This window comes from Anaplasma phagocytophilum, from assembly GCF_023476575.1.
In the GTDB taxonomy this organism is placed as follows: domain Bacteria; phylum Pseudomonadota; class Alphaproteobacteria; order Rickettsiales; family Anaplasmataceae; genus Anaplasma; species Anaplasma phagocytophilum_A.
On sequence record NZ_JAHLEX010000016.1, the window covers coordinates 1 to 15,831 of the forward strand.

The 15,831-nt window shown below is 40.5% G+C and carries 9 protein-coding genes; 6 read left to right on the forward strand and 3 right to left on the reverse strand.

Features of this window, described 5'->3' with window-relative positions; genetic code table 11:
• Nucleotides 1–6: 6 nt before the first annotated feature.
• Together KPX09_RS01590 and KPX09_RS01595 are read right to left on the reverse strand one after the other, a co-directional pair.
• Nucleotides 7–2,007 (reverse strand): hypothetical protein, encoded by a 2,001-nt coding sequence (locus tag KPX09_RS01590; protein ID WP_249548653.1) that lies wholly within the window; start codon nucleotides 2,005–2,007, stop codon nucleotides 7–9.
• Between the two features lie 433 nt (nucleotides 2,008–2,440).
• A complete protein-coding gene (locus tag KPX09_RS01595; RefSeq protein WP_249548654.1) occupies nucleotides 2,441–3,124 on the reverse strand; it encodes a hypothetical protein in 684 nt (227 codons plus the stop codon).
• A gap of 186 nt (nucleotides 3,125–3,310) precedes the next feature.
• Here KPX09_RS01595 and KPX09_RS01600 point away from each other — a divergent pair, with 186 nt between their 5' ends.
• Together KPX09_RS01600 and KPX09_RS01605 are read left to right on the forward strand one after the other, a co-directional pair.
• Nucleotides 3,311–4,864, forward strand: a complete 1,554-nt coding sequence (locus KPX09_RS01600; RefSeq protein ID WP_249548655.1) for a YifB family Mg chelatase-like AAA ATPase — start codon at nucleotides 3,311–3,313, stop codon at nucleotides 4,862–4,864.
• A 522-nt stretch (nucleotides 4,865–5,386) separates the two neighbouring features.
• A complete protein-coding gene (locus KPX09_RS01605; protein WP_249548656.1) occupies nucleotides 5,387–5,956 on the forward strand; it encodes a UbiX family flavin prenyltransferase in 570 nt (189 codons plus the stop codon).
• Between the two features lie 766 nt (nucleotides 5,957–6,722).
• On the opposite strand, the gene gatA is transcribed toward KPX09_RS01605, so the two are convergent.
• Complete coding sequence (gene gatA, locus KPX09_RS01610; protein WP_249548657.1) at nucleotides 6,723–8,207, reverse strand: Asp-tRNA(Asn)/Glu-tRNA(Gln) amidotransferase subunit GatA; 1,485 nt, start codon at nucleotides 8,205–8,207, stop codon at nucleotides 6,723–6,725.
• Nucleotides 8,208–8,882: 675 nt separating this feature from the next.
• On the opposite strand from gatA, the gene KPX09_RS01615 reads away from it, so the two are divergent.
• The 4 genes from KPX09_RS01615 to KPX09_RS01630 form a co-directional block, all read left to right on the forward strand.
• Nucleotides 8,883–10,172 carry a bifunctional folylpolyglutamate synthase/dihydrofolate synthase gene (locus tag KPX09_RS01615; protein WP_249548661.1) on the forward strand — a complete coding sequence of 430 codons (1,290 nt, stop codon included), beginning with the start codon at nucleotides 8,883–8,885 and terminating at the stop codon, nucleotides 10,170–10,172.
• 228 nt (nucleotides 10,173–10,400) lie between these two features.
• Entirely contained in the window at nucleotides 10,401–11,303 is a 903-nt protein-coding gene (hemC, locus tag KPX09_RS01620; RefSeq protein ID WP_249548658.1) for a hydroxymethylbilane synthase, read from the forward strand.
• Nucleotides 11,278–12,186 carry a UDP-N-acetylmuramate dehydrogenase gene (gene murB / locus KPX09_RS01625; protein ID WP_275973580.1) on the forward strand — a complete coding sequence of 303 codons (909 nt, stop codon included), beginning with the start codon at nucleotides 11,278–11,280 and terminating at the stop codon, nucleotides 12,184–12,186. Before hemC ends, murB begins: the two co-directional genes overlap by 26 nt.
• A 535-nt stretch (nucleotides 12,187–12,721) precedes the next feature.
• Nucleotides 12,722–15,831: ankyrin repeat domain-containing protein (locus KPX09_RS01630; protein ID WP_249548660.1), on the forward strand; the 3,110-nt coding region annotated here is incomplete at its 3' end.

The following is a 15,831-nucleotide window of genomic DNA, read 5'->3' on the forward strand; positions in this document are numbered from 1 at the left end:
AGAAGTTTACACCACTCCTATCCCCTGACCTCTACCTATCCTACTACTACGACCTCCCGACGCATGAACATCTACATATTCTCCTTCCTCATTCTCGTTAGCAGTCCCCTCCATCGTACCTATAGCAGAAGCAGTTCCGATGCACCCAATAGCATCTATAGCCTTCATATCACTAGCACTCAAGGCATGCTCTTCTCTCAAATTTATACCATCATAGTTTCCAGATTCCTTACCACCATGAAATAACGAAGCCTCACCTTCACAACCTACCTCAGCATCCTGTCTCATATTCACACACGCGAAAGATATACAGAGAAGACCTAAAGTTGCAGTCACGAAAGCAAGCACGAAAACGGATTGTATACTCAAACTTACACCTAACAACCGTCCAATACTCTCAAAAGGTATAGCCTCACTTCCATGTTGCAGATATATGCCCAGGGCGTATAACACACAAAGGGCAGCACATGCAGCAAGAAAAACACCGAACATGAACATCGCCCCATTCAAATACCTGCTTACAGGCCTTACCTCAGTCTTCATCACACGCGATCCCCGACGACTTCTCCTCCTTTCCACACCTTCGCCCACGCCCCTTCTCTCAAGGAAACCTCTAAAATCTACGTAAGTATCCAGCGTACTGGACTGCATGATAAATTCAGTGAGATCCTTATACTGCGGATTATCCACAAAATCACGCAAGAACATTATCCGCTCAAATAACAGCAAAGCTATTTCCTTCGCATGAGCCATCACCTTATTCCTATCGGTATCCTGACGACACACCCCTTCGCATATGTTACTAACTATATTTGATAGCAGCATCCCACCTTCCACTGCTTCATCACTTAAGCGCCTAATTTCCTCCGCAAGCGCTTCATAGTCTACACCGAAACTACATCTCTGACGCATATGGTGACTCTCAAGAAGCAAATCAACAAGTTCCCTACCTTCAGCAGAGCTTAGCAGGCCATCCGACAACTTATGATAAGTGCCACCCATCTTCAACAACGCAAACGACGTCCTCCTATAAAAAGAATATCCAACCCTTCCACTATTAAAGAGCATAGCTCCCACATTGTCAGTAGTTATTCCAATTTCATTATTCAGCAACATACTGACCATTAACAGCTTTTCCGCACTTACCGCCGAGCTTCTCCTAATCTGAGCACTAACCTTACTGTTCACAATATGAGGCCATTCATCATCATTTTTCAACGATGCTAAGAGTGCAACACGACTAAATACAAGAGTTGCTTTAGATCCTGACCCACCACATAAGACACCCCTACGAATCTTGTAGTGCTTCGTCAAGTGAGGATTAAAATTGGATAACAAGCGAAGCTTCTCAGCCACGATTGCTACATAGTCAGGATCAAGAGGCTCATCTGTAGAAAGTAAACTCAGTAAATCATCACGATACTTAGTTATGCTCATACAAGTACGACTTGTGTATAGGGCGTACGCAACAGCAGTCAAGGAAGAATCTGACATTCTCGACATTGCCCTTAAAATCTCGTGAGAGCATGTTCTATACACCTCATCCCACTTTACAATGTGCTCCCCATTTACACTATGACGTAATACTGCGTCTATAAAGCTATACGAGTTCAGCACAGCTTCACGAAGAGCATATGCAGGTGAAGACGGCGATAGAAGGCTACGTAACACCGCATCTCTCTCCTGAGGCATAAAAGCGCAAATAGCGACCAAATAACGACACAGATCCTCTGAACCCTTTTTAGTAGCAATAGACCTCTTCAAGGCAGTTATGGCACAAGCCTCTCTCATACGTGGCACACCAATCTCGGCACCCGGCGTAGTTACATCGTAGGAATATCTCAGCCCATGAAAAGTAGGGTGTACCCTAAGGATATACTTTGGGGCCATTCCCTTGAAGAGCGCACGGATGATCGCCCTTACCACTACTTCATTAACTACCCTTACGTCACGTTGACCATCAGGACGCAATATCTCATTTGTAATCTCTTCAACTATTTTCCGCATTGTTTTGTTATCTCAATGATTAAAAAGGAACACAGACGACGCCACTAAGCGTATGCATCTGCCACACACTAAAATATATCGTACCACACACCACTGCGTCCTAGATAACATAAATTAATACTTGCGGTCAAGACAAGAGCTACAGCTTCGGCTATACATTGCTGTATAGTTTAGTATAGCACTATAAATACAACGTATAGTTTTATTTAAAACCTGAGTTTATACTCAGGGAATTGCCAGAGAAAATAGGTTTATTAAGTATAGGTTATATATAACTTTTAAAGAGAAATATTAGAAGTGTCGGCGTTATAATTTGCATACTATCCCGATCTTATAAAAGCATGAGAGCAACTTTAGAAAAGATAGAAAATTTCTCTACCAAATCTCAACATATCAGAGCGAACTCAACTCTATGTGATGGATATGCTGATTGTTAGATTGTAAACTCAATACCAATAGATTCATACAGAGTACTATCCTGTTTAAAATCAACTCCACTTAGGTGTGGAAAATTAGCCTCTATAAAAACACCTGCGTATAGCGACGTGATGCTACCTATTTTGTACTTAATTCCGAAATTAATACTACACGGAACCCCATTCCCTTTGTCTATAGAAATACGCGACCCTACACGGAAAGCAAGGCTTTCTAATAGCAGTATACCGTTCTTTTCCCAAAATAGCTCGGCATATGGAAGAGAATCGCGTTTTATCTTTTCTTTTGTTTCCTGGAAAGAGGCAAATTCAAGCTTAGTAACACGATAGGAATACCCAACTCCTGCTGCGAAATTTCCCAGTGATGGAGTCGAAATAACATAGCTGATTCCTGCCAATGCGGAGTAGTTTTTGTGTACAACATTTGCCTTATTTTCATGCTCATTTTTAGGTGTTGATGTTTCAGAAGTATCAGAGGAAGATTGTTTCTTTTTTGTTTTAAAAAGATGTAATAAATATTCACTCCCGTCTTTATATATACCGAAGCAAAACCTCAAATCTGCCTTTGTAGAGAATGAAGATGAATTAGTATGTGATATGCTACCACAATATGCACATTTGCTTGCAAGGCTGATAATAATCGCAAACTGAACGAGAGAATAGAAATGTTGTAATACTTTCATCCTTCATAACACATAGCATACGGTTTGTTACAATACTACGTTTTGTAACGCTCAACACAATACAATATGCCAGATTATCAAAATATACCAAGAGTACCATGTTTCTATAATTAATAATTTAATATTTTTTACTGGGAATTTTAGTTATTTCTTGCTAAGAATTACTGCTTTAACAACACATTTAAAATGCTTGCAGATGTAAATACAGTGGCATTCGTTGGTGTGTGTACTGTGGATGTTATTGTGCAAGTTCATATAGCAAATGGTATGCCATCTTTTCATATTGTGGGTATGCCCGATAAGGTTGTTGCAGAGTCACGTGAGCGAATAAGAGCTGCATTAACGTCTATCAAAGCTCCTTTACCGCTAAAACGTATTACGGTCAACTTATCTCCAGCGAGTCTATTTAAGGAAGGCAGCCATTATGATCTCCCCATAGTTATGGGCATACTTGCTGTTATGAAGATTATCAAAGAATCGGAAAAGCTTTCTTCCTACATAATGCTAGGGGAACTTTCATTGGATGGCAGCATCACAGCGGTAAAAGGAGTTCTTGCTGCAGCGGTATGTGCTAAAAATAGATCGAAAGGGATAATATGTCCGTATGGTAATGCCAGAGAGGCGTCTCTCATTGAGGGTTTAGAAGTGCTGGGGCCGCGGCATTTATCTAATCTTGTGCATTACTTTAGTAATAATCATTATTCTGCGAATACTGACTCTTCAGAATTTTATAATACCTCTGATAGTGGGGAAAAAGAATTTTATATTAAAAGTAAAACTTTAATAATGGATATGGGAGATGTATTAGGGCAAGAAATCGCAAAACGTGCAGCGCTAATAGCAGCGGCGGGAAGGCATAATTTGCTTATGATTGGGCCTCCTGGTACAGGAAAGTCTATGATCGCAAAAAGAATTTCCGGTATTTTACCTGATTTAACTCCCGAAGAGATAATTGCAATAAATGTTATTTCCAGCATTACTCAAAGTGGGATTGAGTATCTTATCACTTCGAGACCTTTTAGAGAGCCACACAGTTCTGCGTCTATGCCATCTATAGTAGGAGGAGGGATGCGCGCACACCCTGGTGAAATTACTTTGGCTCATAATGGTATTTTGTTTTTAGATGAATTGCCTGAGTTTTCCAAGAGTGTTTTAGAAGCTCTACGGCAGCCTTTAGAAGATAAAAGTGTTGTGATAGCACGAGCAAATTCACATATTACTTATCCAGCAAATTTTCAACTTGTTGCAGCAATGAATCCTTGTAAATGTGGGTATATCAATGATCAGAGTAGGAGATGCTCCAGGGCGCCAAAATGCGCAATAGAATATCAAAGGAGAATTTCCGGTCCAATATTGAGTAGGATAGACATTAAAGTGGAGATGGGAAATGTAAGCGTGTTTTCGAAAACAACAGGGAGCAAGAAAGAAAATTCATCAGAAATGAAAAGAAGGGTAGTTAGTGCAAGGCTTTTTCAAGAGCACAGGTATGGAGATGCTACGAAGAGAAATGCTTTTTTATCAGCACATGACGTTGAGTCTTTTGTAATACCGTATATGTGTAGCGATGCAAGGAGATTGCTTGAACAAGTTTTTGAAAAGAATCAACTCTCCAATAGAGATTCTGCTAAAATCTTAAAAGTAGCGAGGACTATTGCGGATTTGTCTTGTAGTGAAGAGATCTTGGAAGAACACGTTGCTGAGGCCATCAGCCTGTTTGGTCATAATATATTTTGTTTATAAACTTTGTTGCACTTGCCAATCTGCATATTTTCCTGATTGCTGTTCTTTGCTATCCTTGATAGTACAAGTTCTTTTTGTTTTAGGGAGATTTTGGAACCATTGTAAATTTAGGGCAGTGAATACGCATTTTTCTAGGTCGAGTTCTGTTTTTTGGTGAGCGTTATTCCTGAATTTTAATCAGGTTTTTTTTAATCTAAAAGGCTTGATTATTCATGGATAATTTGGCTTTTATACCTTAATATAAACGAGGGCGGTTTTTTAAAATGAAAGTAGTTTCTTAAAACAAAAGTGGTTTTTGATCTTATCAAGAAGTGCTTCTATTGAGAAGGAGCTTGTGCTGCTTCGTATTGTGTGTATTATATTCCCTAAAATCCATTCTAAATTATATGGAATAAGATAGTAATGCTGTGGTGCAAGTAGTTATAGAACTTGTATAAGATTGTGTTCTGCTATTTCTTTATCAAAAAGAAAGTACGTATATTTCTGCGTGTTAGACGTTAATTTTCATTGCATGAGGAAGAGGTGAGAATAGTAGTTGGAATTTCTGGCGCTTCGGGTGCTATTTATGGTGTACGTTTACTTCAGCATTTTAAAAATACAGATGTTGAAGTGCATCTAGTGATAAGTAATGCTGCAAAACTGACACTAATGCATGAATGTGCTGATATAATTACACTGAAAGAGTTAGAAGAAGACCTGTGCTATCAGTATCATAGTTGCGAGAATATAGGTGCGTCTATAGCAAGCGGATCATTTGCCACTGCAGGAATGATTGTTGCACCATGCTCCGTGAGAACCATGTCGGAAATCGCATCGGGCGCAGCATCGAATTTGCTAACTAGGGCTGCAGATGTAACCTTAAAAGAAAGAAGAAAGCTGGTGCTTATGCTGAGGGAAACTCCCTTTCATTTGGGGCATTTAAAAAACATGACTGCACTTACAGAAATCGGAGCCATTATCGCGCCACCTATACCATCTTTTTATCATAACCCTAAATCCATAATAGATATAGTAGACCATTCCGTTGCTAGGGTATTAAACATTTTTGGACTTTGGGATAAAGCAAAAGAATGGCAAGGGCTCAAGAAGTAAGTCTAAGGAATGAACATGTAATTCATTTGTAGAATATTATACTTTCAATCGCGGGAATATCTTACACATAGAATGTGGATCAGATGACCCATAGCTCTTGAAGTTTTGTCTTGATAGAAGCGTTTCGTAATAGCCAATCTAATAAAGGTTTGAGATTACTGTTGGCTCAAGGATCTAATGTGCTCTGGCTGCTATACAGATACCTAATGAGTATACAAATGCAATAATAGTAATATTGCTCTTTCTCCAGTAAAAAGATCACATTTGTGACTTCCCAATTGAGATCTAATATAGCTTTTTATATGATGTTAGGCATTTTAAAACCCTTGAGTTTGTACTGAAAAAGCTTAACAAGTTAGAAAAAGGGAGAAAGATATCTAGAAACCCAACCTCAAGACGCTAAAGATTAAATACTATCAATATTCAGAATGGCATCTAAAGTGTGAGTTTTTACATACAGGGTACCGTTATGTTACGTTTCAGAATTAATACCGCTCATTGGGTATATAACTTCTATAAGTATAGAACTCCTGTAGATATGGAATAATTCTGATTAGGTTTCCTACAAAAGATTACAACGAGGGTGCTTTTGGTATTATCTCGAGAACGGAAATATAATGTATCCTATCCATGGCATTACGATAGTAGGCAGTCGGTTTGAGATATGTTTTTCTTGACATAACTAGAGAATAATTTTACCCAAATCTATGAATTCTCGACACACAAATATATCGGACCGTAGTGATTTCTTCTGTCTTAGCTTTGATTAGGAATCTAAAAGATTATGTAAGTGCTTTAGGAGATCACCAGTACGCTTGTGTATAATCGCAGCTACATTAAAAATTTCACCTTCATCATAGTGCTTACCTATGACTTGTAATGACATAGGTAAGCCATGCTTTGTTAGGCCTGAGGGTATAGAGATGGCTGGAAGCCCCGCTAAGCTTGCAGGTACGGTAAAGACATCGCTATAGTACCTGTCCATCATTCCTAATTTTTCTTCCATTCCAATGAAATTTCTCGGGGTTGTTAAAGTCAGTATGCAATCTACTTTTTTAAAGGCTTCATCGAAGTCTTGCATAACTCTACGACGGACTCTTTGTGATTTATCGTAGTATGCATCATAGCACCCATAGGAGAGAGCATACGCTCCGATAAGAATTCTACGTTTGACTTCTTCTCCGAAATTCAAGCTTCTCGTCAGCTCGTACATATCCTCTATGCTTTCACCTTCTCTTCTAACTCCATACCTAACTCCATCGTAACGAGCCAGATTAGACGAAGCTTCAGATGATGCTATAACGTAGTATACAGGCAGTGCGTACTTCGTATGACTCAAGCTTATGTCTACAATCTCAGCTCCACAATCTTGCAAGTACTTTAAGTTTTCTGCCCACATTTCTGAGACGCATTCCCGTTCCTTGTTTTCAGGAATTGCATACTCCCCTGCAATCCCTATGCGCTTTCCTTTTATATCGTAACTTATATGTTTTAAGAAGTCTGGTGCATCCACCGGGGAAGAAGTTGAATCTTTTTTATCATGTCCACATATTGCCTGTAGCATTATAGCGGCATCTTCAACCGTGCGGGTAAGAACCCCTGCTTGATCTAACGAGCTTGCAAAAGCTATCATTCCCCAGCGAGAGCATCTCCCATAGGTGGGTTTTGCTCCTACTATGCCACATAAGGCAGCTGGTTGTCTTACAGATCCACCGGTATCACTACCAATAGCTGCTATGCATAGACGACCTGCCACGGCTGCACTAGATCCTCCTGATGACCCTCCAGGTATGAGATCTTCGCCATCGGGACCTTTCCATGGGTTTTTCACGGGTCCAAAGCAGCTGTAGCTACTAGCGGAGCCCATAGCAAATTCATCCATATTCAATTTCCCCATCATGCAAGCATTGTTGATCCAGAGGTTTTGAGAGACAGTAGACTCATAGCTGGGAACGAAATTCTTTAATATGTCAGAGCATGCGGTGGTCCGTACTCCTGCGGTACAAAATAGATCTTTTACCCCTATAGGCATGCCTGCTAACGGACTTATTTCTTCACCTTGAAGTAGTAGATTTTCTACCTTTCTTGCTTGCTCTAGTGCTATATCTTGCGTTTTTGTTACAAAGGCATTGAGATTCTCATTCTCCATCTTATTTATGTATGCTTCTACAAGCTCAGTAGGGGAAAATTCTTTTTTCTTGAGGCAATTATGTGCTTCCAGTATTGAAAGCTTTAATAGTTCCTTCTCCATATTTAGCAGGCCACAAAAATGCTCAATTGTGATGGGAGGTTAACACACTTTGAGAGCAAGGCAACCGATTTAGTCATGTAATATGCTTCAAGCTTTAGTTACTTAAGATTTATGCATAGCAAAACAATGCTGTGCCATTTCTATACTTTCCAGATATTTATACAAATTGTTCTAGTGTGGCAGTATTAAGACTTTCTAGTGAAGCGCAAGATTTTCTTATAATCCTATGCCGTTGAATAATTAACTGGATTTAATCTCAAAAGCCAACTCTCAGGTGGCTACATGTCAAATCTTTCAAGCATATATTGTAAGCTAGCATAATGTCTACCGCCAACGGTTTCTAATATTTTTTTGAGTCATTTTATGCGGTGTGGGGAAGAATTGGTGAATGCACTTGTGATTCTGTATTTTCCACTCTACCACTTGAAGTGCATAGAGTATTTTCGTACAATCCGCAGGAGTATATTGCAAAAAAATAATAAGAATGCTACTGAAGGGGAGCACTTAGGAAGAGTACAGGGGCGCAGATGTGTGCGCTGGGCATTTTAGAGATCAATTATTATTTGATGCTGTGCTCCGATATAGTTGCTGCTCTTATGCGTAGATAGTAGGTTTTACATATATGTTGCTTGTAGAGGCAATAGCTCTGATTTTGTGATTTTCGGCTATGAGAGTATGGTATGTATGCCACATTGGCCTAAGGTTTTGGAATTCAAACCTGAAGGTCTTACACTTGACAGAATGAGAGAAATTCTCTGTAGAATCGGGAATCCAGAAAATAAGCTCCCGCCAGTTGTTCACGTTGCTGGTACAAATGGCAAAGGATCTACCATGGCGTTTTTATCTAGCATATTACAGACAGCTGGGATGCGGGTTCACGTATATACTTCGCCGCATTTGCTTGAATTTAATGAAAGGATTGTTCTTAACGGGAATAAAATATCAGACAATCACTTACATGAGATTTTAGAAGAATGTCGCTCTAAGTGCGATGGGATAACGGTTACCTTTTTTGAGGCAACAACGGCGGCAGCGCTACTTGCTTTCTCACGGGTTAATGCAGACATAGTGTTATTAGAAGTAGGCATGGGTGGTAGGCTAGATGCTACGAATGTAGTTGTGCCTATCTTGAGCATTATTACTTCAATTTCCTATGATCACACTTGCTTTTTGGGGGATACTGTAGAACTAATAGCAGGGGAGAAAGCAGGAATTCTTAAGGAGGGGGTGAGTTGTATTTTAGCTCCTCAGAAGTACGATTCCGCTCGTAGGACGATAGAGTATCATGCAGCTGGAAATCATGCTCCAATATATCGAGGAGATATAGAATGGTCATGCAAAAAAGATGCTGATAGAATGATATTTTGTAGTTCTGAAGAGTATAGTTTTCCTCTTCCAGCGCTTCAAGGTGATCATCAAATAGATAACGCCGGCACAGCAATAGCTGCCTGCAGTGTGTTGTCAGGGAAGTTTGGATATAAAATAAGTCATGAAGACATAGAGGCGGGTTTGGAAAACGCTGTATGGCCTGCTAGGCTAGAAAGAATTACTTCAGGAGCCCTCTATAACATGTTGCCAAAGTGCTGGAAATTGTTTTTAGATGGTGCCCACAACGTTGCAGGGGCAGAAGCTTTGAGAGATTGGATAACTGCTTATATGGAGCATGAGGACGTTTATCTCATACTTGGAATGACTAAAGACAGGGATGGTAAGGCTTTTTTGGAGCCTTTAAAGCAACACATTAGGTTTTTATGTACTGTATGTGTTAAGGCTGAGTATCGTGCTCAGTCTGCTGAGGATATTTTAAAGTGTGCGCTCGAATTGGATATTCCTGCATCTGCTGAGGAGGATATTAGAGCGTCTATACAAAAGATTATTGATATTGGAGATAGGGGACGTAGCGCCACCATATTGGTTTGTGGTTCATTATTCCTTGCTGGTGATTTATTGAGAGAGAGTTTATGACGTTGAGAGAGAGTCTATGACGTTGCTAATAAAGGTGAGAGGTAGCGAGTATTTTTGTTCATATGCTCTTTGAATTTTCTACGTTATGCCTGTAAAAGCAAAGTTATGTGTATAAGTATTGGGAAGATTTTAGGTGTATGTGCTTTATTTATTACATGTTTTATCCATCTTTCCCTAAGATAAGGACTCATTTGATTTATATGCCGCAGTGCTCCGTTGGGTATAGTTATGGTTATTAGAATAGGTACAAGAGGAAGCCTTCTAGCCATGCAGCAGGCTAGAATAGTGAAAGCCGATATTGAAACCAATTATAGTGAGTTATCAACCCGTATAATTACCATAAAGACTTCTGGAGACATGAATACGAATGTGCCTCTTTATGATATCGGTGGTAAGGGTCTGTTTATAAAGGAGATCGAGGAAGCTCTTTTGGATAATATAATAGATGTAGCTGTGCATTCGTCTAAGGATGTTCCTAGCATATATTCCGAAGACCTAGATATTCCCTGTATTTTGCCTAGAGCCTCAGCTTTAGATGCTTTTTTATCATCTAAATACGACAGTATAGCTTCTCTACCATTGAATGCAAAAATCGGTACTTCTTCAGTGAGGAGAAAGGTGCAATTATTAGCGATAAGGCCAGATTTAGATATAATTCCCATGCGTGGCAATGTAGAAACAAGAATATCAAAAATGCAGATGGGTGAATGTGATGGTATTGTTTTGGCTGAAGCTGCCCTATGTAGGGTATCGAAAGATAATTTGATATCGGAAGTATTGCAGCCGGAAGTTATGTTGGGCGCAGTAGGTCAAGGAGCAATATGTGTCCAATGTCGCAGATATGACAGGAGTATACTTGAGATATTGAAGAAGTTAAACTGCCATAAGTCGTATACTACAGTATTAGCGGAGCGTAGCTTTATGAGGGCAGTAGATGGGTCTTGCAATACTCCCCTTGCTGCTATGGCAAAGTATATCGATATGGATATGATAACGATGAAGTGTATGTTAGCAAATGATGCCGGAAACATGGTATTTATAGAACGGGTTTTTGCGGAGCAAAATGCAGAAAGTGCAGGATATGAAATGGGGACATTGTTGAAAAATGAGTTACACCTTCACAGGTTATAAACTTCCTAAAGTTAGGGGAGTTTATAAAAGAAGCGTAAAAATGCGCAGCATAACTTGGGTAGGCGTAGGTGGTGTTGCACCATTGCTATTTAAGCCAAAGGACATAGATGATTTAGCGACCTTTTTAAGGAACACTTCATTAACAGTCAGTGCGATAGGTGCGGGGTCCAACATTATTGTCAGAGATGGTGTATTCAACAATGTTGTGGTAAGACTAGAGCGTGGGTTTTTAGATATGAGATGCGAAGACAACACTATTACTGTTGGATGTGGAGTATCTATATCCGAGCTTGCTGCATTTGCTAGAGAAAACTCCCTTTCTGGTTTTGAATTTTGTGTAGGTATGCCTGGAACAGTGGGGGGCGCGATAGCCACTAATGCACGTTGTTATGGGAAGGATATAGCGTCTATATTACATTCGGTTATTGCGGTAAATGAGTATGGAGAGATTTGTAGGCTGTACAAAGATGACATGCAGTATTCGCGTCGCAGTCATGCTCTAGAAGGCAGATGGGTTTTTGTAGAAGCGAAGTTTGTGGGTAATCCAGCTGAGTTGAGTACTATAAGAAATACAATGAGTGAATTGCTCATAAAACGCAACGCAACTCAGCCAATTTACTATGGAAAGTCTATTGGATATATCTTTCAAGATGTAGGTAATACGGAAGCCAAAACGCTTATAGAAGAAGCAGGATGTCGAGGGTTACAAGTTGGGTATGCTATTGTCTCTGAGAAGCACTGCAACTTTATAGAGAATATGGGAAGAGCTAGTGCGGCTGAAATAGAGGATTTAGGCAGCGAAGTAAAGCGTCTTGTAAAAGAAAAGACAGGAGTCGATCTAGAATGGAGCATTGAGTTTTTGGGTGCGCGAGTAGTGAAGTAAAAATTCCCGTGTGCAAGAGAAGAGAGATGATACCTATGTTCGCCCTTACTGAGGGTTTTAGAAAAGCATCACCTGATAAATATATGGGGATGTATCTTGTAAAAGGAACAAAAGCATAGATATTACAGGTGTATTCTTAACTTCTATCCTTTATTTATCCGTCATGTTTATTTTAATTATTATATTTTCATAGTGATTGCTTATAGAAAACTGTGCATGTGGTTATAAGCTGCATGCTGGACGGTCCGAGTTTTATTTGGGCTTTCTGTTAACCCAGAATTGCAAAATATTCCACTTGTGATTCTGGCATTTTTCTTTTGTCCGTAGGTCAGGTTTCTCGCCATTAACCTTATAGTTCCGGTTGTATATGTTGGGCATTTTTATAATAATTTAATACTTCTTACGCTATCCTTTGTCTCTCTAGGTTAATTTCTTAAACCAAATGGTCTGGCGCCTGACGCATCTGTAAGGCAGATTGCGTGCGCTAAGATAGGGTTTAGTGAGACGTGTTTTTTATTGAATAAAGGCCCCATCAATGTTGACAGAAGAAGAAAGTAGAAAGAGCAGCAATGCTCTGAAAGCCATTATCACAGGATGTTATGAGAATTTTGCGGAATCCCTGCAGGGAATTTCTGCCGAAGGACTTAATACTTCCGTTGATCTGCATGGCAGAACACTACTGCACTATGCAGCTACGTCTCGTCATGAAATATTCTATAACGTTCTGCTTGATAAGGGATGTGCCACTAATATTAGAGATGCTCACGGATTTACTCCAGAACAAGCACGTGCGGCAGCGGTGCGTGCTCGTACTCAGTGGTATGGAGCAGATATAAATGACCCAGGTGTATCTAGGCAGTGCATGACACAAGCCGTTAAGCAGTCTGCGAAAGAAGGTAGGATGTATGATGCTCTCTCTATATTAGACCTTGTACGTAACGACGATGCAAACATGCAGATCGATGAGGTAGGGCGTAGTGTTTTACATCTAGCATGTGTTGAAGGCAGTGATCCATCTTTCACTTCAGTCCTCATGATGAAGGGTTGTTCTTTAGGTATTAAGGATGTAGATGGTAATACGCCATTACATACAGCTGCGGCTTTAGTAGGCAAACACGCTCTAGGCAATCTTCAGGTTCTATGCGACAAAGCTTTTATAGCAGATGTTAATGCTCAGAGAAACGATGGAAATACTCCGCTGCATATTGCTACGGAGCGTATGGATCACGAGAAAATAGGTCAGCTTCTCTCGAGGTTTAGTGATATTGGCCTGGCAAATAATGCTGGTGACACCGTTTGCCACGTTGTTGCAAAGCTGTGGCCAAGGCGGGATGTTTTACCATACATTGAGAAAATGCAAGAAGCGGTGTCGTCAAATATTGAGGGCAATCGCGAGTGTGCAGAGGCACTAATATTCCCGGATCAAAAAGGGATAAGTGCAGTGCAGTATGTTATTAGAAGGCATATATCGGAGGCTGAGAAGATCTTCGCGGAGGCTCTTAACATTGCAGATAGAGCGTACAGCTCAGGTGCCCAAGAAGTAAAATCTCTCTTCACATGCCCCAATTCAGAAGATGCAACAACGCTGGTGCATTTTGTATCTTCTAATATGAGCCCAAATTTTGATTCTCTTGCGAAAAGAGTATTAGATGAAGCACGTTATAGGTGTGGAGAAGAACCTTTTACTAGTGTCGATGTTTTAGGTAATGCACCTATACATGCTGCAGCACAAAAAGCAACAGCGGAAGTTTTTGAGCAGGTGGTAAGAAGCACTCCTGAGTCGGTTGTAAATGCATTGGCGTTGAACGGCAAAGCGCCTATACATATGATAGTTGAGGATGAGCCAAGTTCTAAAGGCGCAAGCGCTAAATTGCAGATTTTGCTTGAAAACACTCGTAATATTCCATCAATGAATTTACCATCTCCAGTGACAGGTGAAACGCCTGTGGTAGCTGCGTATAAAAGAGGCAGCACTGATGATGTTAAGACGATGTTACTCTGTTATAGCATGGACGTAGATGCCCCGTCACATGATGGTACAACTATAATACACTGCGCAGCAAGGGATGGAAACTTAGAGATTCTGCAGCTTGCTCTTAACTCACGTACAATGAAGAAGGGTAGAGATTCTAAGTTTCCTGGTCCTACACAGGATGGTATTCCCACTCCAGGTGTATATGCGATTCGTGCAGCAAGTGGCCGAAGAATATCGCCAGCAGTACTTGACATGTTAATGGAATATGAGCCTAACCCGCAACATGTTGTGGTAGAGGCAGTAAGAAAAGGTGCAGTAGTTGCATTAGAGCATTTTATTACTACTGGAGTGGTTGATATAAATGAAAAGGTTACAACTCCTGAAGGAATAGAGACAACTATTACCGCTGAAGCGCTAAGGAATGGTCAATACGGTGTAGTAAAAGCGTTAATTAAAGCAGGTGCTGATATAGAAGCGTCTCCAGAACCAGCTCTTTCTTTAGGTATACAAGGAGGGTGCTTTCACGGGCGTAAAGCTGTAAGGCATTTAATGCGTGTTGCAGATGCAGGGGCGTCTATAAATACTCCTACCGGATCTATGAGCCCTTTAGCGGCTGCAGTTCAAGCGGCAAATGAGGGAAGTAACCTTCAAGAGGGTAATAAGATTGTAAATTTCCTTTTACAGAGGGGTGCAGATCTTGGGTCTACGGATAAAAGTGGAAACCCCGCCTTGCATCTAGCAACGGCTGCTGGCAACCAGGAGACAGCTAAATTGCTATTGAGCAAAGGGGCTCCAGCAACGCAGAGAGATGCTAATGGTAGGACGGCTTTACATATAGCAGCTGCCAATGGCGACGGTAAGCTATATAAGTTAATTGCGAAAAAATGTCCTGATAGCTGTCATCCGCTCTATTCTCATATGGGATATACGGCGTTACATGAAGCTTTATCTTCTCCTTGTGTTACAGAAAAATGCTTTTTACAGATGCTTAAAGAGTCTCAAAAGCATTTGTCACCATCATCTTTTAGAGACTTGCTTAATTCTCAGCTACTTGCAAGTGGCGATACGTTACTGCATATGGCTTCATCGCGTGGTTTCGGTAAAGCATGTAGAATACTAGTAAAGGCTGGGGTATCAGTATCAGTTGTGAATGTAGAGGGAAAAACACCGGTAGATGTTGCGGATCCATCATTGCATACTCGTCCGTGGTTTTTTGGAAAGTCTGTTGCCACAATGTTGGCTGAACGCGTTGAAATTCCCGCAGGGGGATTTCCTCCATATGTGCCACCTGAAGAAGCAGGCGATAGAACTCCTTCTTTAGGATCTATTTCAAGTTTTGAGAGTTCCTCTGAGCTATCATCCATGAGTAGTTGCTTAGATACGGTGTCTACAGAGAGCGTTGAAAGCAGATATTCTGTAGGATCTGAGGGGCAAGAAGATGATCCTGTCTACGAAGAAATTAAGGATTTAAAAAGAGGTACAGAAGTTGTTGAAAGTATATATTCAACTGTGGGGGCTGAGGGGCCGGGAATACCAGAAGGTGAAGGTCTGTATGCCACAGCAGGAGCTGCAGTAACTTCAGTTGTTGAAAGTATATATTCAACTGTGGGGGCTGAGGGGCAAGAAGATGATCCTGTCTACGAAGAAATTAAGGATTTAAAAAGAGGTAC

What these genes read in the sequence shown, in the direction of transcription:
- KPX09_RS01600 (WP_249548655.1), top strand. Translation starts at nt 3,311, where the DNA reads ATGCTTGCAGATGTAAATACAGTGGCATTCGTTGGTGTGTGTACTGTG.
- KPX09_RS01590 (WP_249548653.1), bottom strand. Translation starts at nt 2,007, where the DNA reads ATGCGGAAAATAGTTGAAGAGATTACAAATGAGATATTGCGTCCTGAT.
- hemC (WP_249548658.1), top strand. Translation starts at nt 10,401, where the DNA reads ATGGTTATTAGAATAGGTACAAGAGGAAGCCTTCTAGCCATGCAGCAG.
- murB (WP_275973580.1), top strand. Translation starts at nt 11,278, where the DNA reads ATGAGTTACACCTTCACAGGTTATAAACTTCCTAAAGTTAGGGGAGTT.
- gatA (WP_249548657.1), bottom strand. Translation starts at nt 8,207, where the DNA reads ATGGAGAAGGAACTATTAAAGCTTTCAATACTGGAAGCACATAATTGC.
- KPX09_RS01595 (WP_249548654.1), bottom strand. Translation starts at nt 3,124, where the DNA reads ATGAAAGTATTACAACATTTCTATTCTCTCGTTCAGTTTGCGATTATT.
- KPX09_RS01615 (WP_249548661.1), top strand. Translation starts at nt 8,883, where the DNA reads ATGGTATGTATGCCACATTGGCCTAAGGTTTTGGAATTCAAACCTGAA.